Consider the following 21160-nt stretch of genomic DNA (forward strand, 5'->3'; position numbering starts at 1 on the left):
CCCCCCGTCGTACGCCCACTAGACTTTGACCCAACACCCGGCAGCGAGTGCCGCCGGGTGGTGACCCGAGGAGCCCACCTTGGCTGCTGAGCTGCACGTCGAGCTCGTCGCCGCGGACCGCAGTGTCTGGTCCGGCGAGGCCACCCTGGTCGTCGCGCGTACCACGTCCGGCGACATCGGCGTCATGCCCGGTCACCAGCCGCTGCTCGGTGTGCTGGAGTCGGGCCCGGTGACGATCCGTACGAGTGACTCGTCCGGCGGGGGAACGGTCGTGGCGGCTGTCCACGGCGGTTTCATCTCGTTCGCGGACAACAAGCTGTCCCTGCTGGCCGAGATCGCCGAGCTGTCGGACGAGATCGATGTCCAGCGGGCGGAGCGGGCGCTGGAGCGTGCGCAGTCGGACGCGGACGCGTCCGCCGAGCGTCGCGCCGATGTCCGTCTTCGTGCGGTGGCGGTTCGCTGACCCCAGCGAGCCCCTAGACGCAACTCAGCCGCGGCCCAGGCCGGAGTACCCCTCCGGACCGGGTCGCGGCTGAGGCGATCTACAACTGTTTTTGCTGTTCCGTTATCAGGCGTTTGATCCGTCGAGCAGGTTCGTGAGAAGCGAGGAGGTCGGTGCAGATGGTCCTCGTTCTCGTGCTGTGCGTAGTCGCGGTCGTCGTACTCGTACTGCTGGGACTGTTCGTCTTCGGGCTGCGGCGCCGGCTGATCCAGCGCTCGGGCGGCACGTTCGACTGCTCCCTGCGGTGGGACGCCCCCGCACCCGATGCCGTGGACTCCGCCGGCAAGGGGTGGGGCTACGGCATCGCGCGCTACAACGGTGACCGGATCGAGTGGTTCCGGGTCTTCTCGTACGCGCCCCGGCCGCGGCGGGTCCTGGAGCGCGCGGCCATCGAGGTCACCGGGCGTCGGGCGCCCGAGGGCGAGGAGGAGCTGGCGCTCCTGTCCGACGCCATCGTGCTGGCCTGTACGCACCGGGGCTCGCGGCTGGAACTGGCCATGAGCGAGGACGCGTTGACGGGATTCCTGGCCTGGCTGGAGGCGGCGCCTCCCGGCCAGCGGGTCAACGTGGCCTGAGCGATGTGACGCGAGCAGGGAAGAAGCCGGGCTCACGGGGGGCGTTCCCGTGAACCCGGCTTCGTTCTTGAGGGCCCCGGCCTACTTCAGGCCGGAGTCGATCGCCGTCACCAGTTCACCGTTCGACGTGTCTCCCGAGAACTCCCAGAAGAACGCGCCGCCCAGGCCCTGGGACTTGGCCCAGCTCATCTTCGAGCCGATCGTCGCCGGGGTGTCGTAGGACCACCAGTCGGATCCGCAGTACGCGTACGCCGTGCCGGCCACCGTGCCGTTCGAGGGGCACTTGGTCTTGAGAACCTTGTAGTCCTCGATGCCCTGCTCGTAGGTGCCCGCCGCCGGGCCCGTCGCGGTGCCGCCCGGCTCCTTCTGTGTGACGCCCGTCCAGCCGCGCCCGTAGAAGCCGATACCGAGCAGGAGCTTGGAGGCCGGAACGCCCTGGGCCTTCAGCTTGGCGATCGCGTCGGCGGAGTCGAAGCCCGCCTGCGGGATGCCGGAGTACGAGGTCAGCGGGGAGTGCGGGGCCGTCGGGCCCTTGGCGTCCCACGCGCCGAAGAAGTCGTAGGTCATGACGTTGTACCAGTCGAGGGACTGGGCCGCGCCCGCGTAGTCGTTCTTCTCGATCTTGCCGCCGGCCGAGGCGTCGGCCGTGATGGCGGCGGTGACCAGGTTGGAGGAGCCGAACTTGGCGCGCAGCGCGGTCGTCAGCTTCTTCAGCGCGTCCTGGCCGGAGGTGTCACAGGACAGACCGCACGCGTTCGGGTACTCCCAGTCGATGTCGATGCCGTCGAAGACGTCGGCCCAGCGCGGGTCCTCGACCAGCTTGTAGCAGGAGTCGGCGAACGCGGCCGGGTTCTGCGCGGCCTGGCCGAAGCCGCCGGACCAGGTCCAGCCGCCGAACGACCAGAGGATCTTCAGGTTCGGGTGTTTGGCCTTGAGCTGGCGCAGCTGGTTGAAGGCGCCGCGCAGCGGCTGGTCCCAGGTGTCGGCGACGCCGGAGACGGAGTTGGCCGCGGTGTACGCCATGTCCGTGTCGGCGTACGAGTCGCCCATCGTGCACTGGCCGTTCTGCACGTTGCCGAACGCGTAGTTGATGTGCGTGACCTTGGACGCCGAGCCGGACGTCTCCAGGTTCTTCGGGAAGTACTGGCGGCCGTAGACGCCCCAGTCGGTGAAGTAGCCCATCTTGACCGTGCCGCCGGTGCCCGGGCCGGGGTCGGTGCCGCCGCCACCAGTGGTGTGGACCTTCACGGCGCCGGAGGCGGGGCCGGTCTGGTCGGCGGTGTCGCGGGCCTGCACGGTGTACGAGTAGTCGGTGCCGGCGGTCAGGCCGCTGTCCGTGTAGGAGGTGCCGGTCACCGTCGCGACCTTGGCGCCGTCGCGCAGGACGTCGTAGTTCTTGACGCCCTTGTCGTCCGTGGCGGCCGACCAGGAGATCTTCGCCGAGGTGTCGGTGATGCCGGAGGCGGTCGGGGTGCCGGGCGCGGAGGGGGCCGCGTCGCCGGGGACGTCACCGCCGTCACAGGAGGCGCCGTTGAGCTTGCAGCCGGTGGGGGCGCCGGGGCCCGAGCCGTTGAAGCCGAAGGAGACCGAGGCGCCGGGGGCGAGCGACCCGTTCCAGGAGAGGTTCTTGCCGGTCCAGTGGTCCGCGGAGTTGGTGACGGTGGCGTCCCAGGCGGAGGTCACCTTGGTGCCGGAGGGGAAGTCCCACTCCACGGTCCACGAACTGATCGCCGTGGTACCGGAGTTCTTGATCGTCCACTTGCCCTCGAAGCCGGTGCCCCAGTCCTGGGTCTTGGCGTAGGTGGCGGTGACGGCGGAGGCCTCGGCGGCCGCGTGGGAGGGGGTGGCGAGGCCGACGAGTGCGGCGGCGGGGAGGACGAGCGTGGCGAGCGCGGCGGTCGTTCTGTGCCGGATTCGCCTTCTCGGTACGTCGGTCGAGCGCATGAGGTGCTCCTCGGGGGTTCCGGGGTCCGTGATGGGGGTGGATCCCTGCGACGCCCATGAGCACCGGAGTGGGGGGTGTGCTCACCGCAGTGCGGCGAGAATAGAAAGGTCTGGACCATCGGTCAAGGTCTAAACCAATTACGGGTTTCGGCCAATCTCCGGAAAGCCGCCGCGGGCCGCTAGAGGCCCAACTCCTGTGCCAGCACCGCGGCTTGCACCCGGCTGCGCAGCTCCAGCTTGCCCAGCAGGCGGCTGACGTGCGTCTTCACCGTGGCCTCCGCCATGTCGAGCCGCCCCGCGATCTCGGCGTTGGAGAGCCCGCCGCCCAGGCACGAGAGCACCTCGCGCTCGCGCCGGGTGAGCGTCTCCAACTCCGGTGGAGCGGCGGCCGGTCGCGGTGCCGCGGCGAACTCGGCGATCAGCCGCCGGGTCACGGCCGGGGCGATCAGCCCCTCGCCGCGCGCGACCGTCCGCACGGCCCCGATCAGATCCTTGGCGTCGGTGCTCTTGAGGAGGAAACCGGCAGCGCCCGCGCGCAGCGCCCCGAAGACGTACTCGTCGAGGTCGAAGGTGGTCAGCACCAGCACGTCCGCGACTCCGTCCGCGACCACCTGCCGGGTGGCCGAAACCCCGTCGAGGCGCGGCATCTGTACGTCCATGAGGACCAGGTCGGGGCGGAGTTCGCGGGCCAGCGCCACCGCCCGCTCGCCGTTCTCGGCCTCGCCGACGACCTCGATGTCCGGGGCGCTCGACAGGATGAGGACGAGCCCGGCGCGCACGGCGTTCTGGTCCTCGGCGACGAGTACGCGGATCACTCGGTGACTCCTTCCAGGGGGAGGCGGGCGGACACCCGCCAGACCTTGCCGCGGTCCGAGTCCTCGGGCCCGGACTCGAACGTGCCGCCGAGCAGCGCCGTCCGCTCACGCATCCCGACGAGCCCGGCGCCGGAACCGGGGGCGCGCGGCCCGTCCCGGTCCCCGTACGGGCTGGTCACCCGCACCTCGATCCACTCGTCCGTGCGCTCGACCTCGACCGTGACGCGACCGGGCGCGGCGTGCTTGAGCGCGTTGGTGAGGGACTCCTGGACGATGCGGTAGGCGGCCAGGCCGGTCGGCGCGGGGAGTCCTTCGACGGGGCCGGTGACGGTCAGCGCGGCGTCCAGCCCGTTGCCGCGGGACTGCTCGACGAGGGCGCCGAGGCCGTCCAGGGTCGGGGCGGCGGCGGGCTCCTTGTCGCCGCCCGTCTCCCGCAGGATGCCGATCAGGCGGCGCATCTCGGCGAGCCCGTCGACGCTGTTCTCGCGGATCGTCTCCAGCGCGGTACGGGTGGTGGCCGGATCGTCGAGGGAGAGCGCGGCCGTGGAGTGGATCGCGATGGCCGACAGATGGTTCGCCACCATGTCGTGCAGCTCGCGGGCCATCCGGGCGCGCTCCGCCGTCACCGCCTGGGTGCGGTCGATCTCGGCCAGCAGCGCGGTCTGTTCGGCGCGCAGCCGCTCGGTGGCCGCGGTCTCGCGGTGGCGGCGCACGAGCACACCGGTGGCCGCGGGCGTGAACGTGACGAGCCCGACCGCGACCCCGATGATCAGCGCCTCGGGACGGTGCCACACCGCGAGGGTGCCCAGCGTCGCGGCGACCGTGACCAGGCCGCAGCCGACGGGGATGCGCCGGGCCGCCGCCGGGCTGCCGTACAGGACGGCCGCGTACACCAGGTCCGTGTACATCAGCACCGTCGCCAGGCTGCCCTGGGTGCACTGGTCGGCGACGAGCACGAGCGTGCCCGCGCCGACCGCGAACCAGGGCCGGGTGCGGCGCACCAGTTCCAGGCCCGCCATCGCGACGAGCGGGAGGAGCAGCCAGGAGCCGTTCAGCAGCCGCCCGGTGTTCATCCCGAGCCCCAGGGCCCACAGCAGCAGCCCGCCCAGCAGACCGAGCGCGGCGATCCGGACGTCGTCGCGGTGCGGGCGGGGGAGTGCGGGCCTCATGACTCCATCCAACACGGCCGGGGCGCGGCGGGCATGGCTCCGCGGGACGAAGCGGCGCCGGTGGCGAGTACATCGAAGGATGCAGTGCGGTTTCGTCTCGTACGACGACGATCACGGGCGGCCGGGCGGCGAGCCTGGAACCAGGGGCACGACGTGAGAGGAGCCCACCGTGATCGTCACGCTGATCATCGTCTGCGAGGTCGGGTTCTGGGTGCTGCTGGCCGTGGGTTTCGGCCTGCGCTACGGGCTGAGGATGCCGCGCGCGAGCGTCGCCGTGCTGCTGTGCCAGCCGCTCCTCGAAGCCGTCCTCTTCGTGGCCACCGTCGTCGACCTCAAGAACGGCGCCGAACCGGACTGGAAGCACGGTCTCGCCGCCGCCTACATCGGCTACTCGGTCGCGCTCGGCCACTCCACGGTCAAGTGGGTCGACGTCCGCGTCGCCCACCGTTTCGCGGGCGGGCCGCCGCCCTCGACGCCCAAGTACGGGGTCGCGCGCGCGGTCCACGAGTGGAAGGTCGCCGGCCTGTGGATCCTGGCCTGCGCCGTCGCGCTCGCCCTGCTGCAGGCGGCGATCTGGTACGTCGGGCCCGACGGGTCCACCGCATCGCTGGTGCAGTGGCAGCAGCGGATGCTGTTCGTGGCGGGCCTCAACGTCGTCATCGCGCTGACGTACACGGTGTTCCCGAAGAAGGCGCCGGCCGCACCGGCGCGGGGGGAGCGGCGGGAGTCGGCCGTGCGGAGGTGATTTACGTTCGGCGGGGGCTTGGCACCGGCCGGCAGCAGGCCAACGATGCGGGCATGAACAGTGCGTTGTTCCTGACGCTCGTCACCATCGTGGGCGGTGGTCTCGTCACGGGGGCCGGAGCGTGGCTGAGGGTGCGGAGCAATGTGCGCACCGCCGCCCGGCTCATCTACGCGGAACTGACCCGCGACAGCACCGCCGTCGCGTACTTCCGGCAGACCGGGCACTGGCTGGCGCCGCATCTGGCGCGGGCCGCCTGGGACAACCACGGTGCGCTCATCGCCCGGCGTCGCTCCAGCGACTCCTTCGAGACGGTGCACCGCGGGTACGAGGCGCTGGAGCTGGTCCCGTTCCTCGCGGACGACGCGCTCTCGCCGACCGTCCGCGACCGGTGGCTGCGCGGCGAGGTGGAGCGCCTCGCCGCGGCGATCCGGGAGATCGGAGGGCTCGCCCAGGTGTCGCGGACCCAGGTGGAGCGCTGGGCCGGGCGTTTGGAGGGCACCGAACGGCCGGGCGGCACCGAGGCCAGGCTCCCCGAGCGCATCGGCGTGGTCCCGCTCGCCCTGCTGGAACGCATTGTGGACGGCTCGGTCCCCCCGCTCACGTACGAGGGCCTCGGCGTCGTGGTCCGCAGGGGCGACGTGGAGATCCTGCCCTGGGTGCGCGACGAGGAGGTCGTCGAGGTCGTCGTCTTCGACGCGCACCGGGGGCAGGACCTCGACGAACTGCCCGCGGTCCGGTGGAGCGGGCGACCGCCGACGGGTGATGCGGCGGCCGACGAGGCGTACGACGGACTGGTGGCGGCCACTCGGTTCCTGCGCGAAGTGCTGGGCCGCGACCGAGTGCTGCGGGCGGGACTCCCGCTCGCCGCGGTCGTGCACTACGAAAAGAACTTCAACAATTCCTTCTGGAACGGTTCCCTCGTCGTGTTCGGAGACGGAGACGACACCCTCTTCGGCCGCTTCACCCGGTGCGTCGAACTCATCGGCGCCGAGGTCTGGCGCGCCTTGCCCGAGATGATGACGGGCTTCCTGTACTACGGGGAGAACGGCGCCCTCAGCACGTCCCTCTGCGACGTCTTCGGCTCGCTGATCAAGCAGTACACCCTCGGCCAGACGGTCGAGGAGGCCGACTGGGTCCTGGGCGCGGGGCTTTTCGCGCCCGGCGTGCGGGGCGTCGGTCTGCGGTCCCTGAAGGCGCCCGGTACCGCGTACGACGACGCCACGCTGGGCAAGGACCAGCAGCCCGCCCACATGGACGGCTATGTGCGCACCGAGCGGGACAACGGCGGCGTCCACATCAACGGGAGCATCGTCGGCCACGCCTTCTACCGCCTCGCGGCCGCGCTCGGCGGCAGGGCGTGGGAGCGTGCGGGCCTCATCTGGTGGGACGCCCTGACCGGCGGCGGGATCGGCCACGAGACCCGCTTCGCGGACTTCGCACGGATCACCCTGGGCGCGGCCCGCGCCCGCCACGGCGACGACAGCGAGGAGCAACGCGCGGTGCGGGCCGCCTGGGAAGCCGTCGGGATCCGTGTCTAGCGGTCGCCGCCCGGCACCCACAGCACGTCCCCGACCTCCTTGTTGGCGATGCGGGCCAGGATGAACAGGAGGTCCGAGAGGCGGTTGAGGTACGTCGCCGTGAGCGGGTTCATCGTCTCGCCGTGCACCTCGAACGCCGCCCACGTCGAGCGCTCGGCCCGCCGTACGACCGTGCACGCCTGGTGCAGCAGGGCCGCTCCCGCCGTGCCGCCGGGCAGGATGAACGAGCGCAGCTTCTCCAGTTCGTCGTTGAACCGGTCGCAGTCGGCCTCCAGCTTGTCGACGTAGAACTGCTCGACACGCAGCGGCGGGTACTCGGGGTTCTCGACGACCGGGGTGGAGAGGTCGGCGCCGACGTCGAAGAGGTCGTTCTGGACGCGCGTCAGAACCTTCACCACCTCCTCGTCGAGGCCGCCGAGGGCGATCGCCGTGCCGATGACGGCATTGGCCTCGTTGGCGTCCGCGTACGCCGAGATCCGCAGATCGGTCTTGGCGGTGCGGCTCATGTCGCCGAGGGCGGTGCTGCCCTTGTCTCCGGTACGGGTGTAGATGCGCGTCAGATTGACCATGCGACCAGCCTAATTAGGCGGCGGCCCGGCGGAAGCTCCGTGTGCCCACCGTCACGGCGAGCCCCGCGAAGGCGACGGCCGCGAGCACCCCGTACAGCATGTGCGCCGTCGCGTAGTGGCCCAGGTACGCGTCCCGCACCGCGTCGACGAGATAGCGCACCGGCATCACGTGCGAGACCGCGTCCAGCCAGCCCGGCGCCAGCGTCATCGGCAGGATCAGCCCGGACAGCAGCATCGACGGCATCGTCACCGCGTTGACGACCGGGCCGAACTCCTGCGGCGTACGGGCGCGGAACGCGAGCGCGTACGAGAGCGACGCAAGCGAGACGGTGAGCAGTGCCACGAAGGCGAAGCCGATCAGGATGCCGGCGAGCGGCGCGCGCAGGCCCATCGCCACCGCGGCGAGCACGAGCAGTACTGCCTGGAAGAGGAAGAGCAGCGTGTCGCGCAGGACCCGGCCGAGCAGCAGCGCGAGCCGGCTGACCGGCGTGACGCGCATCCGCTCCACGACGCCGTGGTTCTTCTCCAGGATGATCCCGAACCCGCAGAACGCGGCCCCGAACAGACCGAGTTGGAGCAGCAGGCCCGGCACCAGGACCTGCCAGGAACTGGCGGACCCGGCGAGCGGCAGACCGGTGAGCAGCGGCCCGAAGAAGACCAGGTAGAGCAGCGGCATGAGGATGCCGAAGAGGATCTGGAAGCGCGAGGAGAGCGTCTGACGGGCGTACCGGCCGAAGACGATCAGGGTGTCCGAGACGAGGTTCTTCATCGAGGTCACACCGCCACCGGGGTCGAGTCCACCGGCGCGGGACCGCGCCCGGTGATCGCCAGAAAAGTCTCCTGGAGCGACGCGTCGATCGACCCGCCGTGCTCCAGCTTGAGCGCGCTCGGAGTGCCCTCGGCGGCCACGACGCCCCGGTCCACCACGACGATCCGGTCCGCGAGCGCGTCCGCCTCGTCGAGGTAGTGCGTGGTCAGGAAGACGGTGGTGCCGTGCTCGGCGCGCAGCCCGCGCACCAGGTCCCACAGGTCGGCCCTGCTGCCCGGGTCGAGCCCGGTCGTCGGCTCGTCCAGGAAGAGGACGGCGGGCCGGTGGACGAGGCCGAGCGCGATGTCCAGACGGCGTCGCTGCCCGCCGGAGAGCGTGCCGCACTTGCGGTCCAGGAGGCCCGTGAGGTCCAGATCGGCCGCCAACTCCTCGGCGCGGGTCTCGGCCTGAGCCTTCGTCAGGCGGTACAGGCGGGCCTGCGTGACCAGCTCCTCGCGCACGCGGACGCTCGGGTCGGTGCCGCCGGACTGGGCCACGTAACCGACCGCGCGCCGCACCCCCGCCGGGTCGCTCATGAGGTCGTGGCCCGCGACGGTCGCCGCGCCGCCGGTGGGCGGCAGCAGCGTCGTGAGCATCCGCAGGGTCGTGGTCTTGCCGGCGCCGTTCGGCCCGAGGAAGCCGAGGATCTCGCCCGCCCCGACGCGCAGATCGATGCCGCGCACCGCATCGACGGGCCCCTGTTGGGTGGTGAAGGTCCGGGCCAGCCCGGACGTGCTGATGACTGCCATGGCGCCAGAAAAACAGAGTCACTGAAATTTTGCAATGCCCCCAAAATTTCAGCGAGGCCAGAAACCTCGTACACTCGACGCATGGCTGAAGGGCTCAGGGAGCGCAAGAAGCGCCAGACCAGGCAGTTCATCTCGGACGTCGCGACCGGTCTGTTCCTGGAGCGCGGGTTCGACGCGGTGACCATCGCGGAGATCGCGGAGGCCGCGAACGTCTCGGTGAACACGGTCTACAACTACTTCCCGGCCAAGGAGGACCTGTTCCTCGACCGCTCCCGGGGCGTCGTCGACCGGATGTCGCGCTGGGTGCGCGGGCGCGGCCCCGGCGAGTCCGCGGCCGCCGCCGTGCTGCGCGAACTGCGCGAGGAGATCGAGACGGTCTCGCCGCGCGTCGGCCTGATGGACGGCTACAGCGCCTTCATGCGCGTGGTGCAGGACGCCCCGGCGCTGCGCTCACGCCTGTGGGCGATCCAGCAGGAGGTCCACGACGACCTCGCGAGGACGCTGTACGAGGAGACCGGCGCCGCCGCCGCGGACCCGCTGCCCGATCTGGTGGCCGGTCAGATCGGCTGGGTGCACCAGACGGTCATGGCGGCCATCAGCCGCCGCATGCTCGACGGCGGACGGCCCTCCGCGGTCTCCCGCGAGGTGCTCGACGTCCTCGACGAGATCGAGGAACTTCTGAGCGAGAAGGTGCTCAACTACGCCGTGCGCGGCGCCTGATGAAGCCCGGTGACCCAACGCGGTGTGATGTCCGTCATTCGAGACGTGACGCGCATCTCTTAACCGCCACATGCCCCCTCACGACCGCTATCGTCCGCCGGAGAGCAACGTAAACAGTGGTCAAGCGGTATCGAGGGTTCGCGGACACGCGGTTAAGGGGAGTCGCACGTGGCAGGGAAGCTCGCCGTCATCGGGGCCGGTCTGATGGGGTCCGGCATCGCTCAGGTCTCCGCCCAGGCGGGCTGGGACGTCGTTCTGCGCGACGTCACCGACGCAGCGCTCACGCGCGGTACCGACGGCATCAAGGCGTCGTACGACAAGTTCGTGAGCAAGGGCAGGCTGGACGCCGCCGACGCCGAGGCCGCGCTCGGCCGCATCACCGCCACCACCGACCTGGACGCCGTCGCCGACGCCGATCTCGTCGTCGAGGCCGTCTTCGAGAAGCTTGAGGTCAAGCACGAGATCTTCCGCGCACTCGACAAGATCGTCCGGGACGACGCGGTGCTCGCGTCGAACACCTCCGCCATCCCGATCACCAAGATCGCGGCGGTCACGGAGCGCCCCGAGCGCGTCGTCGGCGCGCACTTCTTCTCGCCGGTCCCGATGATGCAGCTGTGCGAACTCGTGCGCGGCTACAAGACGAGCGACGAAACCCTCGCCACCGCGCGGGAGTTCGCCGAGTCCGTCGGCAAGACCTGCATCGTCGTCAACCGCGACGTCGCGGGCTTCGTCACCACCCGCCTCATCTCCGCCCTCGTCGTCGAGGCCGCGAAGCTGTACGAATCGGGCGTCGCCACCGCCGAGGACATCGACATCGCCTGCAAGCTCGGCTTCGGCCACGCGATGGGCCCGCTGGCCACCACCGACCTGACCGGCGTCGACATCCTGCTCCACGCGACCAGCAACATCTACACCGAGTCCCAGGACGAGAAGTTCGCGCCGCCGGAGCTGATGCGCCGGATGGTGGACGCCGGTGACATCGGGCGCAAGAGCGGGCAAGGCTTCTACAAGTACAGCTGATTCGAGCATTCCTGACACCACATCACTCCTCGGGGTGAATTCGGTATCGGTTCGCTTACAGACGGCAACTTCTGGCGCCCCAAGTCAGTCAGTTGCAGTGACATACGCAGATCACATGGAAACCTCTCGTCACGGGGAGCGCATATGCACATCAGGGGCGACCACGTCGAGCTGGTCGTCGGGGGCCGCCTCGACGTCCGCAGCGCGGCGGACGCCCGTACGGTCCTGCACACCGCCGTCGACGACGGCATCGGAGACCTGGTGCTCGATCTGTCCGAACTGGACTCGTGGGACGCGACCGGACTCGGCGTCATCATGGGCGCCCACCGCCGTGCCGGCCGCTGCGGACGCAGGCTCGTGCTGCGCGGCGTGCCGGACCGGATGCAGCGCCTGCTGGTCGCGACCCGGCTGCACCGGATCCTGGCGATCGAGGGCGGCATCGGCGTGGAGTCGCTGCCCCGCGTCTGAAACGGTGCGGCTCCACAAGGTGTGAATCGTTCATTCCTGTGGGAAGCGCTCACAATCCTCACGAGACTGTGACGTCTCGGACGGCGCAGGACCCCGCCTGTTCGGAGATACTGAGCAAAGGTCTAGGGTTCGGTCGCCCGCGCTATGACGTACCCGCCACGCGGGCACCGGACCAGAAGCGACAGCGCAGTGTGCACAGGCCGGGAGGGGCAAGCGGCACACCACGCTTTTGGGGGGCTTTGACCATGGACCCGATGAACCGGGGACCGGAAGACTTCAGCCAGGACCGGCGCGACGACAGCACGGCGGGGCGCGGCGCGCGGCGCCCGCCGCGTGATCCGCTCACACCTGATTTCGGCCAGCCGGCGCCCGCGCTCGCACGCACCGTGCAGCTCGTGTCCGGCGACTATCTCCTGACCGTCAATCCCGTCGACGGCAGCGAGATCGAACCCTGCCCGCCCGGTGACCGCCCCGGTCGGCCCGTCAAGTACGACGCCACCGAGCGCATCGAGCTCGCGCGTGCCGCACGCCCGCCCATGCCGCCCGGTCCCGCGCTGCCGCGACTGCCGCTCCTGGAGCGGCAGGAGGACCGTGAGCGTCTCGTACGACTCCTCGCGCGCGGCCGCTCCGTCCGGCTCACGGGACCGTCCGGATCCGGCCGCACGGCGCTGCTCGACCAGGTCGCCGAGGACTGCCTCGGCATCGCCCCGGACGGAGTCGTACGGCTCTCGGGACACCTGCGTTCGGTCGACGACGTGCTGCACGAGCTGTTCGGCGCCGTCTACAACGCACCGCTGCACCGCCCCGACCGCACCCAGATGCTTGAGCTGGTCCACGAGGTCGGCGCCGTCGTCGTCCTCGACGACCTGGAGTTCGGCGGCGCCCAGCTCGACGAACTGCTCGAAGCCACTCCCGAGTGCGCCTTCCTGCTCGCCGCGACGCCCGACGTGCCCGCCCCGTCCGCCGACTCCCACGTGGAGGAGGTCTTCCTCGGCGGACTCGGCCGCGGCTCCAGCCTGGAACTCCTGGAGCGGGCCGTCGGCCGGGTGCTCACCGACGAAGAGGCCCAGTGGGCCGGCGACCTGTGGTTCGAGTCGGAGGGGCTGCCGCTGCGGTTCGCGCAGGCCGGCGCCCTGCTGCGGCAGCGCGACCAACTGCGCGCCGACCCGAACGCGTTCGACGAGTTCGGCTACTTCTCCGACACCCCGGTGGACGCGCCCTTCGACGCCTCCGACGGGCACGACGTCCCGCTGCCCTCGCTCGCCGAGGGCGCCGCGCCCGCCGCACTGCTCGCCTCCCGGCTGAGCGCGTCGGCCCGCGCCACCCTGCGGTTCGCGGTCGCGCTCGGCGGCGAGATCCCGCACCAGGCGCACCTGCCCGCCCTCGTGGGCGACCAGCACGCCGACGCGGCCCTCGCCGAGCTGGTCTCCAACGCGCTCGTCACCCCGGTCGGCGGACGCTACCGCCTCGCGGCCGGCGTACAGGTCCAGCTGGAGGCGGCCGGGTACGGGGACGACGTCGTTGAGCAGGCCCGCACCGCGGCCCGGCACTACGCCTGGTGGGCCGGGCACCCGTCGGTCGGCCCGGAGCGGGTCGCCGCCGAGTGCGACGCGCTGCTGGCCGCGCTCCGCGTCCTGGTGCCGGCCGCGCCCGTGCCCGAGGAAGAGATTCCCGCGTCCGTGGAGCTGGTCCGCGCGGCCGCGCCCGCGTTCGCCGCGGGGCTCGCCTGGAGCGCCTGGGAGCGTGCGCTGCGCTCCGGTCAGGAGGCCGCGCGCCGCGTCGGCCTCGTCTCCGAAGAAGCTTATTTCCACCATGAGTTGGGGATCCTCGCGCTGCTCGAAGGGCAGCTCGACCGGGCCCGCGCCGAGCTGGAGGCCTCCATCGGCCTGCGCGGCGCCCTCGCCGACAAGCGCGGCTCGATCGCGGGCCGGCGCGCGCTGGCGCTGGTCGCGGACCGCTCCGGCGGTGTGCTGCCCGGCGGCCGCACGGCGGCGGGCGAGGAAGTCCCGGACGCGATGTACGAGGAGTCGCAGTCGCCTCCCGGCGGGGTGCCCGCCGCGTTCGCGATGCCCGAGGCGCCGAGTGAGCCCGAGACGCTGGTGACCCGGCAGGCGCCGCCCGCGCCGCCCGCCCCGACGGTCATCGGTGGCGGCAAGGCGCCCTCGCGCAAGTCGGTCGTCAGCGGCACCCGGCGCAATCTGGTCGCGGCCGGTGCGGGCGCGCTGCTCGCGGCGGTGCTCGGCACGGTCGTCACGCTCGGCGCCACGTCGAACAACAACGAACCGCCGTCCGACAAGGTCAACACCAACCCGTCGGCCTCGGCGGGGGAGAACGGCGGGGGCCTCGGCGCCGACAAGGCCGAGGGCAGTGGCAACGGCAAGGGCGGCGGCAGCGGTTCCGGCGAGTCGGCGGGTCCGACCGACCCGGGCAAGGACGGAATCCCGGGGACGGCGGACGACCCGACGCCGTCGACCGGCTCCAGCGGCACGCCGTCGGACGACCCGAGCGGCACCAAGTCGCCGAGCAAGTCCCCGTCGAAGTCGCCGAGCAAGTCGCCTTCGAAGTCCCCGACCAAGTCGCCCACGAAGTCGCCGACCAAGTCGCCGTCGCCGAGCGACGATCCGACGACCACGTCGCCGACCCCGACGCCGACGGAGACGAGCCCGGAACCGACGACTCCGGGCACGACCGACACCGCGAGCAGCCCGGTCAGCAGTGCGCCCGTGAGCAGCAGCGCGCCGGTGAGCAGCAGTGCGGCCGGCTCCCCGAGCGGGAGCGGGTCCAGCAGCGGCTCGGTGATGTAGCTCGGTGATGTAGACGGACGAAAAGCCGCGGTCCGTGGCGAGCACCCGGGCCTGGGGCTTGATCTCCTGGGCGGCGAAGATGCCGCGGACCGGCGCGAGGTGCGGGTCGCGGTTGAGGAGCTCCAGGTAGCGCGTGAGCTGCTCGACACCGTCGATCTCACCGCGGCGCTTGATCTCGACGGCGACCGTCTGCCCGTCGGCGTCCCGGCACAGGATGTCGACCGGGCCGATCGCCGTCATGTACTCACGGCGGATCAGCGTGTAGCCCTCGCCGAGGGTCTCGATGCGGTCGGCGAGCAGCTCCTGGAGGTGCGCTTCCACGCCGTCCTTGATGAGCCCCGGGTCGACGCCGAGTTCGTGCGAGGAGTCGTGGAGGATCTCCTCCATCGTGATGATGAGTTTCTCGCCCGCCTTGTTGATGACGGTCCAGGTGCCCTCATCGTCGCCCGTCCCCTCCTTGAGGGTGCAGGGCGGCGACATCCAGTTGAGGGGCTTGTAGGCCCGGTCGTCCGCGTGGATGGAGACGCTGCCGTCCGCCTTCACGAGGATCAGACGGGGGGCCGACGGAAGATGGGCGGTGAGCCTGCCCGCGTAGTCCACGGAGCAGCGGGCGATGACGAGACGCATGGTGGGCAACGCTACTCGACAGCCCCCTCCCTACGCGATTCGCCCGCCCGTCACCCCCCGCCACCCTGCCTGAGTCCCTTCGGGACGCCCCTTTTGTTCTATAGAAGCTCGTTCGTTATTGGCTGGTTGTGTGCGAACTGGGCGCCCCACGCCCTGTTGCGCTCCGGATGCGTTGCTTACCGTAGAAGCAGGAGGTCGTGGCGCGTGCACGCTGCGTGTTCGAGGGGGCGTACGTGCCCGGGCTCCTGGCCTGTCCGTCAACCCCCGGCACGCCGGGGGTGCGAGAGGAGAACCCATGTCGCTCGACGTCTCACCGGCACTGTTGGAACAGGCCGAGCGAGGCGAGGTCGACGAAGCTGACTTCGTCGACTGCGTCCGGACCTCCCTGCCCTACGCATGGGAGATGATCAGCTCTCTGGTGGCCCAGCTGAAGGTCGACGGCGGGGAGTTCGCCGACAACCAGACGCCGCCGCCCAGCGAGCAGGAGCGCGGGCAACTGCTGCGCGCGCTCGCGAGTGACGCGATACGCGGCGCACTGCAGCGGCACTTCGGCGTCCGGCTGGCGTTCCAGAACTGTCACCGGGTGGCGGTCTTCCCGCTTGACCCGGCGGTGGACCAGACGCTGGCCCGCTTCACCTCGGCCCGTAATCAGCTGCTCAACCAGTCGCCCGAGCTGCGCGACTGCTGACGGCTGACGTCTGGCTCGGTCTGCCTGCCGTCCCGTGCGCGGGAGGTGCATCTGTACGGGCGGCAGGCATGGGCGCCAGGCGTCGACTCCGGGGACGATCAGCCGAGTTGCGGGAGTACCTCGGCTCCCAGTCGGCGTACGTTCTCCTCCGTCGCCGTGAGATCGCCGGAGCCCTCGACGAGCAGTGCGAACCGTGAGATGCCGGTCCGCTCCGACGTGGCGGCGAGCCGGTCGGCGCACAACTGCGGTGTCCCGACCGGGTGCAGACTGCACAGCAGTTCCGTGTAGGCCCGTGGGTCCCGCATCTTCCGGGTGCGGCCGTCGACCGTCACATGGGCGTCCAGACCTTGTTTCAGCCAACCGGGCATCGCCTTCAGGAGTGTCTCCGAAGCGTCCGCGTCACGGTCACCGATCTGGGCGACACCGGCGGAGACGTGCGGCGCGGAGAGGATCTCCTCGGGCGTGCGCCCGGCCTCGCGCGCGCAGCGCCGCCACAGGGCGACCATCTCCGCCTTCTCCTCGTCCCCGCAGTGCATCCCGAGCAGCATCGGCAGGCCCCGCTCGGCGGCGACCCGGACGCTCTTGGGGGACGTACAGGCCACGACGACCTCGGGCCCCGCGGGATCCGTGTCCCCTATCGCCTCGGCGGGGCGGGGCACCACCGGCACCTCGCGGAAGGCGAACCGTTCCCCCTCGGCGGCGACGTGCGACTTGCGCAGCCAGCTCAGCAGCAGGTCCAACGAGTCGGGGAATCCCGTCTCGTACGCGTCCAGACCGGCGCCGAAGACCTCCAGGTCGACCCACGGGCCGCCGCGGCCCACGCCCAGCGAGAAGCGGCCGCCCGAGGTCAGGTGCAGCAGCGCCGCCTGCTCGCCGAGGGCCACCGGGTGCGCCGTCGGCAGCACGCTCACGGCCGTGCCCACCCGCAGGGTGCGGGTGCGGCCGAGCAGCAGCGCGGCCAGTGTGATCGCCGACGGGCACGTCCCGTACGGCACGAAGTGGTGCTCGGCGAGCCAGGCCGCATCCAGGCCCGCCTCCTCGGCGACCTCGGCCGACCGCACCGCCCGGTGCAGCGCCTCCCCCTGGCCCTGACCCGGAAACTGGGCCGCCAGTACAAACGTTCCTACACGCATCGTGCTCCTGCCTTCCTTGGCGCCGACGCGGGCACTCCCCATGCAGGCATTAACGGTTGGCAAGTGCCAAAGACACGGCTTGGCATGAAGATTGGCAGATTTTCTGCCGGGAGGAGGTGGTGGAGGGGCCGCAGTGCGGTGCCGCGACGGCCGGTTACCCCAGTTCCGGCGGCGTAGGCTGGTCCGTGACTCCTGCCCCGTACAAACACCCCGTGAGGTGATCCGTGTCCCCGCGTCGCAACCGCCCCAAGGCCGGCGGATCGTCAGGAAGCAGCGACGACGAGGGGCGGCGCTACGGCGGGTTCCAGTCCACCGAGAGCTGGCAGGGCGAGGAGTGGAGCGTGCGCCATGTGGCGGGCGCCAGCGCGGCCGGCAAGACCTACCGCTGCCCGGGGTGCGACCAGGAGATCGGCTCCGGGGTCGCGCACATCGTGGCCTGGCCCGAGTACGCGGGCGTGGACGACCGGCGCCACTGGCACAAGGCGTGCTGGAACGCGAAGGACCGCCGCACCACGAAGGCGCAGCGGTCCAGGAACGCGCCGCGGTACTGAGCGGCGGGGCAACGCCCCTACACGTCGCGGCTGTTGAGCGTCGCGAAGGCGCCGCCGAGCGCGAGCCCGGTCACCACCAGCATGATCCACAGCGGGTCCCAGCCGGACGGGCCGGAGCCGCCGGCCACCGAGTTGTCGTAGAGCACGGCGATCTGGCTCGGGATCGAGTACTCCAGCAGGGCCTGCTGGAGGTCCTTGAGCGACTCCGCGAACATGAAGATCGCGAGGACCAGCGGGAGCAGCACCAGACCGATCATGATCGTGACGGCGCCCGCCGAGTGCCGTACGAGCGTGCCGACCGCGAGCCCGAGCAGGCCGATCAGCGCGACGAACAGGCCCACGCCGACGGTCGACTTGAACCACATGGAGCCGCTGGGCGACTCGCCGCCCACGATGCTCACCTGAAGGGCGCCGACCACCGCGGCGACCACCGTGGTCAGCACGAAGACGAGCCCGAAGAAGACGATCGCCTTGGCGGCCAGCACCCGGCTGCGGCTGGAGCAGGCCGTCATCGTCGTACGGATCATGCCGGTGCCGTACTCCGACGCGATGGTCAGGACGCCGAGCGTGATCACGCAGATGGTGCCGAGCAGGACACCGAAGAAGCCGAGGCCGAGCACCTCGTTGCCGTCCAGCGTCGTGGTGTCCGAGGAGGCGACGACCGCGGCCGAGGCGAGACCGATGCCGAGCATGAGCACGATCATCACGCCGAGCGTCCACATCGTGGAGCGTACGGAACGGATCTTCGTCCACTCCGAGGCGAGGGCGTCACCGAGGTGCGCGCGCCGGACCGGGATCGGCGAGGCGTACCCGGGGCCGGGAGCCGCGGCCGTCGGAGGCTGCTGCGGGGCGGCGTAGGGCGGGGGCGGCGTGCTCATCGGGCGTCGTCCTTCTCCGTCTTGTCCATGGGGATCGGGGCCGGGGCGGCGGCCGGCGGCTGCGGGACCGCGTACGGGTTCGCGACCGGCGCCTGCGGCGGCTGCGGCTGCTGCGGGTGCGCCTGGGGCGGCGGCGGGGCGTACCAGCCGGGCTGGTCCTGGCCGGGCACCGGCATCACCTGCGGCGGCATCATGCCCGGCGCCGGCTGCTGCTGCAGACCCGCCCGCTGGTCGACGGTCGAGCGGTAGTCGACGGCGCCCTGCGTCATGCGCATGTACGCCTCTTCCAGGGACGCCTGGTGCGGCGAGAGCTCCCACAGGCGGACGTCCGCCTCGTGCGCGAGGTCGCTGATCCGCGGCAGCGGGAGCCCGGTGACCCGCAGCGCTCCGTCCGGCTCGGGCAGCACCTGGCCGCCCGCCTCGGTCAGCGCGGCGCCCAGCTTCTCGCGCTGCTCCGGCTCGGTGTCGGGGGTGCGGACGCGTGCGAACCCGGCCGAGTTGTGCGCGATGAAGTCCCGCACGCTCATGTCGGCGAGCAGCTGGCCGCGCCCGATCACGATGAGGTGCTCGGCGGTCAGCGCCATCTCGCTCATCAGGTGCGAGGAGACGAAGACCGTACGGCCCTCGGCGGCCAGCGACTTCATCAGGTTCCTGACCCAGAGGATGCCCTCCGGGTCCAGGCCGTTGACCGGCTCGTCGAAGAGCAGCACCTGCGGGTCGCCGAGGAGCGCAGCCGCGATGCCGAGCCGCTGCCCCATGCCGAGCGAGAACCCCTTGGAACGCCGCTTGGCGACCTCCTGGAGGCCGACGACGCCGAGCACCTCGTCGACCCGGCGGGCCGGGATGCCGGAGAGCTGGGCCAGGCTCAGCAGATGGCTGCGGGCGGTCCTGCCGCCGTGCACGGCCTTCGCGTCGAGCAGGGCGCCGACCTGGCGCGGCGCGTTCGGCAGCTTGTTGTACGGGTAGCCGCCGATCGTCACCGCGCCCTGGGTCGGCTGGTCGAGACCGAGGATCATGCGCATCGTCGTCGACTTGCCGGAGCCGTTCGGTCCCAGGAAGCCGGTCACGGTGCCCGGCCGCACCTGGAAGGAAAGGTTGTACACGGCTGTCTTGGCGCCGTAGCGCTTCGTCAGGCCGACTGCCTCGATCATGCTCCGCACCCATCGGAAGACTCGGAAGACGTCGGGGCACACGCCCCCGTAAGGAGTAGGAGCGTATCCGAGCGCTGACGGTTCCGGCCAAGAGTGAGCAAAGGGTTCAGTGGGGCCAAGGGGTGGCGCGCAGTCCGGTTTCCCGCAGGAGCAGGGTGCCCCGTTCGCGCAGCGAGGGGGAGGCGGCGGCCCTGCGGACCCAGTCGGCGGGCGTCGGGCCGAGGAGCGAGCGCAGGGCGGGGGAGAGGGCCATCAGCGCGGTGAGCAGCGCGGCCTGGTCGCCGCCGCCCGGACGCGGGGCGCCGCCGGTCTCCGGATCGGTCAGCACCCCGTACTCACTGACGTACAGCTGCAGGCCGGGGACGGGCGCGTCCGGCACCGGCACCCTGCGGTAGTTCGGCAGCTCGGTGGCGTCGACCGCCTTGAGCTGGGTGTCGTCGAGCCAGGTGACGACCAGGGTGCGGCGCTCGCCGGGGGCCTCGTAGGGAGCCGCGGCGACGTAGCCGTTGCGGCCGATGTGGGCACTGCAGCCGATGCCGATGCCGTGCGTCTCGACCGGAATCATGGGGACGCTCACCGGGAGGTTCAGACGGGTCAGCTTGTACGCGATCTGGGCGGGGGAGGCGTTGGAGCCCACGGCCAGGACCGGAGTTCTGTCCTTGATCACGTCGTCCAGGGCGCCGTCGACCGGCAGGGCGTGGAGTTCGCCGTGGTGGAGGAGGGCCGGGGCCGTGACCGGGCGGCCCGGGTAGGTGAGCGGCGACAGGGCCGGGATGTCGGTGTAGCCCAGGGCCGTCAGGGTCCGGGCCGGTTCTTCGAGCGCCATGGGGCCGCAGGGTAGGGGGTCCGTGCGGCTCGTGCGCGGTGGCTCGCGCCCACGCGGCGCGGCCGTACCTCGCCACGGACCCGCGCCCCCGGCCCGTAGCAGGTCTGGCTAGGCGTCCCTCTTCTTCAGCAGCGCGTACCCCACGATCAGGGCCGCCGCCACCCACACCAGCAGGATCGCCAGGCCGCCCCACGGGCCGTACGGGGAGTCGTCGTTGACCGGGGTGACCACCTGCATGATCCGGGAGCCCGCCTGGTCGGGGAAGTACTGGGCGACCTTCTTCGTCGCCGAGACGCTGCCGAGGATCGGGGAGATCAGGAAGAAGAACGGCATGAGGATGCCGAGCGACAGCATGGGGGAGCGGAGCATCGTCGCGATGCCCATCGAGAACATCGCCATCAGCGTCATGTAGACGGCGGCGCCGATCACCGCGCGCAGCACGTTCGGGGCGCCCAGGTCCGTGCGGTGGTCGCCGAGCATCATCTGGCCGAGGAAGAACGACGCGAAGCTGGTGACCAGCGCGACGGCCAGGACGAGCAGCGAGGCGACCGCGATCTTGGAGAACAGGAACGTGCCGCGCTGCGGGACGGCCGCCAGCGAGGTGCGGATCATGCCCGTGCTGTACTCGCTCGCCACCACGAGGACGCCGAAGACCACCACCGCGAGCTGGCCGAGGGTGAGCCCGGAGAAGGAGATGAAGGTCGGGTCGAAGGCCAGCTTGTTCTCGGCGGAGAGGTTCTTGAACTCGTTCTTCGACAGGGCGCTGATCAGCATCCCGAGCCCGACCGAGACGATGACGGCGAGGCTGAGCGTGAGAGCTGTCGAGTTGACGGACTTGATCTTGGTCCACTCGGACCTGAGGACCTGGGCCGCGGCCATC

At 71.2% G+C, this 21160-nt stretch carries 21 protein-coding genes and 1 pseudogene; 10 read left to right on the top strand and 12 right to left on the bottom strand.

The window, feature by feature from the left end; translation table 11 throughout:
* Nucleotides 1–79: 79 nt before the first annotated feature.
* On the top strand, nucleotides 80–463 hold the full coding sequence (locus J3486_RS33905; RefSeq protein ID WP_207827463.1) for a F0F1 ATP synthase subunit epsilon: 384 nt from the start codon (nucleotides 80–82) through the stop codon (nucleotides 461–463).
* 158 nt (nucleotides 464–621) lie between these two features.
* Nucleotides 622–1077 carry a DUF2550 domain-containing protein gene (locus tag J3486_RS33910; RefSeq protein ID WP_207827465.1) on the top strand — a complete coding sequence of 152 codons (456 nt, stop codon included), beginning with the start codon at nucleotides 622–624 and terminating at the stop codon, nucleotides 1075–1077.
* An 81-nt stretch (nucleotides 1078–1158) separates the two neighbouring features.
* Here the strand turns inward: J3486_RS33910 and J3486_RS33915 are convergent, their stop codons facing one another.
* The 3 genes from J3486_RS33915 to J3486_RS33925 form a co-directional block, all read right to left on the bottom strand.
* On the bottom strand, nucleotides 1159–3021 hold the full coding sequence (locus J3486_RS33915; RefSeq protein ID WP_207827467.1) for a glycoside hydrolase family 18 chitinase: 1863 nt from the start codon (nucleotides 3019–3021) through the stop codon (nucleotides 1159–1161).
* Nucleotides 3022–3200: 179 nt separating this feature from the next.
* Entirely contained in the window at nucleotides 3201–3836 is a 636-nt protein-coding gene (locus J3486_RS33920; RefSeq protein ID WP_207827469.1) for a response regulator transcription factor, read from the bottom strand.
* On the bottom strand, nucleotides 3833–5005 hold the full coding sequence (locus J3486_RS33925; protein WP_207827471.1) for a sensor histidine kinase: 1173 nt from the start codon (nucleotides 5003–5005) through the stop codon (nucleotides 3833–3835). The genes J3486_RS33920 and J3486_RS33925 overlap by 4 nt, the downstream gene beginning before the upstream one ends.
* A 169-nt stretch (nucleotides 5006–5174) precedes the next feature.
* Between J3486_RS33925 and J3486_RS33930 the strand changes: the two genes are divergently transcribed.
* Both J3486_RS33930 and J3486_RS44460 read left to right on the top strand, forming a co-directional pair.
* On the top strand, nucleotides 5175–5750 hold the full coding sequence (locus J3486_RS33930; protein WP_207827473.1) for a hypothetical protein: 576 nt from the start codon (nucleotides 5175–5177) through the stop codon (nucleotides 5748–5750).
* 53 nt (nucleotides 5751–5803) lie between these two features.
* A complete protein-coding gene (locus tag J3486_RS44460) occupies nucleotides 5804–7288 on the top strand; it encodes a M4 family metallopeptidase (protein ID WP_229379026.1) in 1485 nt (494 codons plus the stop codon).
* Here J3486_RS44460 and J3486_RS33940 read toward each other — a convergent pair.
* The 3 genes from J3486_RS33940 to J3486_RS33950 are packed head-to-tail and all read right to left on the bottom strand — an operon-like array spanning nucleotide 7285 to nucleotide 9414.
* Nucleotides 7285–7857: a cob(I)yrinic acid a,c-diamide adenosyltransferase gene (locus J3486_RS33940; protein ID WP_207827475.1), complete on the bottom strand. Its 573-nt coding sequence runs from the start codon at nucleotides 7855–7857 to the stop codon at nucleotides 7285–7287. The two genes, J3486_RS44460 and J3486_RS33940, sit on opposite strands and share 4 nt — an antisense overlap.
* Before the next feature lie 13 nt (nucleotides 7858–7870).
* A complete protein-coding gene (locus tag J3486_RS33945) occupies nucleotides 7871–8626 on the bottom strand; it encodes an ABC transporter permease (RefSeq protein ID WP_207827602.1) in 756 nt (251 codons plus the stop codon).
* A gap of 5 nt (nucleotides 8627–8631) precedes the next feature.
* Nucleotides 8632–9414, bottom strand: a complete 783-nt coding sequence (locus J3486_RS33950; RefSeq protein ID WP_207827477.1) for an ABC transporter ATP-binding protein — start codon at nucleotides 9412–9414, stop codon at nucleotides 8632–8634.
* A gap of 81 nt (nucleotides 9415–9495) precedes the next feature.
* Between J3486_RS33950 and J3486_RS33955 the strand changes: the two genes are divergently transcribed.
* The 4 genes from J3486_RS33955 (at nucleotide 9496) to J3486_RS45275 (ending at nucleotide 14426) form a co-directional block, all read left to right on the top strand.
* Nucleotides 9496–10134: a TetR/AcrR family transcriptional regulator gene (locus J3486_RS33955; RefSeq protein WP_207827479.1), complete on the top strand. Its 639-nt coding sequence runs from the start codon at nucleotides 9496–9498 to the stop codon at nucleotides 10132–10134.
* Nucleotides 10135–10302: 168 nt separating this feature from the next.
* Nucleotides 10303–11154, top strand: coding sequence for a 3-hydroxyacyl-CoA dehydrogenase family protein (locus J3486_RS33960; RefSeq protein ID WP_207827481.1), 852 nt, complete (start codon nucleotides 10303–10305; stop codon nucleotides 11152–11154).
* A gap of 144 nt (nucleotides 11155–11298) precedes the next feature.
* Nucleotides 11299–11622 (top strand): STAS domain-containing protein, encoded by a 324-nt coding sequence (locus J3486_RS33965; protein WP_207827482.1) that lies wholly within the window; start codon nucleotides 11299–11301, stop codon nucleotides 11620–11622.
* A gap of 245 nt (nucleotides 11623–11867) precedes the next feature.
* Nucleotides 11868–14426, top strand: a complete 2559-nt coding sequence (locus tag J3486_RS45275) for an ATP-binding protein (protein ID WP_207827484.1) — start codon at nucleotides 11868–11870, stop codon at nucleotides 14424–14426.
* Nucleotides 14427–14432: 6 nt separating this feature from the next.
* Here the strand turns inward: J3486_RS45275 and nucS are convergent.
* A pseudogene (gene nucS, locus J3486_RS45280) lies at nucleotides 14433–15053 on the bottom strand (endonuclease NucS); the annotation flags it as partial.
* A 295-nt stretch (nucleotides 15054–15348) separates the two neighbouring features.
* On the opposite strand from nucS, the gene J3486_RS33980 reads away from it, so the two are divergent.
* Entirely contained in the window at nucleotides 15349–15741 is a 393-nt protein-coding gene (locus J3486_RS33980) for an SCO5389 family protein (RefSeq protein ID WP_207827485.1), read from the top strand.
* A gap of 98 nt (nucleotides 15742–15839) precedes the next feature.
* Here the strand turns inward: J3486_RS33980 and J3486_RS33985 are convergent, their stop codons facing one another.
* Nucleotides 15840–16874, bottom strand: a complete 1035-nt coding sequence (locus J3486_RS33985; protein WP_207827486.1) for an LLM class flavin-dependent oxidoreductase — start codon at nucleotides 16872–16874, stop codon at nucleotides 15840–15842.
* 224 nt (nucleotides 16875–17098) lie between these two features.
* Between J3486_RS33985 and J3486_RS33990 the strand changes: the two genes are divergently transcribed.
* On the top strand, nucleotides 17099–17425 hold the full coding sequence (locus J3486_RS33990) for an ATP/GTP-binding protein (protein ID WP_207827488.1): 327 nt from the start codon (nucleotides 17099–17101) through the stop codon (nucleotides 17423–17425).
* Between the two features lie 17 nt (nucleotides 17426–17442).
* Here J3486_RS33990 and J3486_RS33995 read toward each other — a convergent pair whose 3' ends face one another.
* The 4 genes from J3486_RS33995 to J3486_RS34010 form a co-directional block, all read right to left on the bottom strand.
* Nucleotides 17443–18303 carry an ABC transporter permease gene (locus J3486_RS33995; RefSeq protein ID WP_207827489.1) on the bottom strand — a complete coding sequence of 287 codons (861 nt, stop codon included), beginning with the start codon at nucleotides 18301–18303 and terminating at the stop codon, nucleotides 17443–17445.
* A complete protein-coding gene (locus J3486_RS34000; RefSeq protein WP_207827491.1) occupies nucleotides 18300–19454 on the bottom strand; it encodes an ABC transporter ATP-binding protein in 1155 nt (384 codons plus the stop codon). Before J3486_RS34000 ends, J3486_RS33995 begins: the two co-directional genes overlap by 4 nt.
* A gap of 106 nt (nucleotides 19455–19560) precedes the next feature.
* Nucleotides 19561–20280: a hypothetical protein gene (locus J3486_RS34005; RefSeq protein ID WP_207827494.1), complete on the bottom strand. Its 720-nt coding sequence runs from the start codon at nucleotides 20278–20280 to the stop codon at nucleotides 19561–19563.
* Nucleotides 20281–20388: 108 nt separating this feature from the next.
* Nucleotides 20389–21159: an ABC transporter permease subunit gene (locus J3486_RS34010; protein ID WP_207827496.1), complete on the bottom strand. Its 771-nt coding sequence runs from the start codon at nucleotides 21157–21159 to the stop codon at nucleotides 20389–20391.
* Nucleotide 21160: the final 1 nt, after the last annotated feature.

The sequence above is a fragment of the Streptomyces sp. VRA16 Mangrove soil genome, assembly GCF_017377775.1.
GTDB lineage: Bacteria > Actinomycetota > Actinomycetes > Streptomycetales > Streptomycetaceae > Streptomyces.

Coding starts and splice junctions, on each gene's coding strand:
- J3486_RS33910 (WP_207827465.1), top strand. CDS start 622: ATGGTCCTCGTTCTCGTGCTGTGCGTAGTCGCGGTCGTCGTACTCGTA.
- J3486_RS33915 (WP_207827467.1), bottom strand. CDS start 3,021: ATGCGCTCGACCGACGTACCGAGAAGGCGAATCCGGCACAGAACGACC.
- J3486_RS33925 (WP_207827471.1), bottom strand. CDS start 5,005: ATGAGGCCCGCACTCCCCCGCCCGCACCGCGACGACGTCCGGATCGCC.
- J3486_RS44460 (WP_229379026.1), top strand. CDS start 5,804: ATGAACAGTGCGTTGTTCCTGACGCTCGTCACCATCGTGGGCGGTGGT.
- J3486_RS33940 (WP_207827475.1), bottom strand. CDS start 7,857: ATGGTCAATCTGACGCGCATCTACACCCGTACCGGAGACAAGGGCAGC.
- J3486_RS33945 (WP_207827602.1), bottom strand. CDS start 8,626: ATGAAGAACCTCGTCTCGGACACCCTGATCGTCTTCGGCCGGTACGCC.
- J3486_RS33950 (WP_207827477.1), bottom strand. CDS start 9,414: ATGGCAGTCATCAGCACGTCCGGGCTGGCCCGGACCTTCACCACCCAA.
- J3486_RS33955 (WP_207827479.1), top strand. CDS start 9,496: ATGGCTGAAGGGCTCAGGGAGCGCAAGAAGCGCCAGACCAGGCAGTTC.
- J3486_RS33965 (WP_207827482.1), top strand. CDS start 11,299: ATGCACATCAGGGGCGACCACGTCGAGCTGGTCGTCGGGGGCCGCCTC.
- J3486_RS45275 (WP_207827484.1), top strand. CDS start 11,868: ATGGACCCGATGAACCGGGGACCGGAAGACTTCAGCCAGGACCGGCGC.
- J3486_RS33980 (WP_207827485.1), top strand. CDS start 15,349: ATGTCGCTCGACGTCTCACCGGCACTGTTGGAACAGGCCGAGCGAGGC.
- J3486_RS33985 (WP_207827486.1), bottom strand. CDS start 16,874: ATGCGTGTAGGAACGTTTGTACTGGCGGCCCAGTTTCCGGGTCAGGGC.
- J3486_RS33995 (WP_207827489.1), bottom strand. CDS start 18,303: ATGAGCACGCCGCCCCCGCCCTACGCCGCCCCGCAGCAGCCTCCGACG.
- J3486_RS34000 (WP_207827491.1), bottom strand. CDS start 19,454: ATGATCGAGGCAGTCGGCCTGACGAAGCGCTACGGCGCCAAGACAGCC.
- J3486_RS34005 (WP_207827494.1), bottom strand. CDS start 20,280: ATGGCGCTCGAAGAACCGGCCCGGACCCTGACGGCCCTGGGCTACACC.
- J3486_RS34010 (WP_207827496.1), bottom strand. CDS start 21,159: ATGGCCGCGGCCCAGGTCCTCAGGTCCGAGTGGACCAAGATCAAGTCC.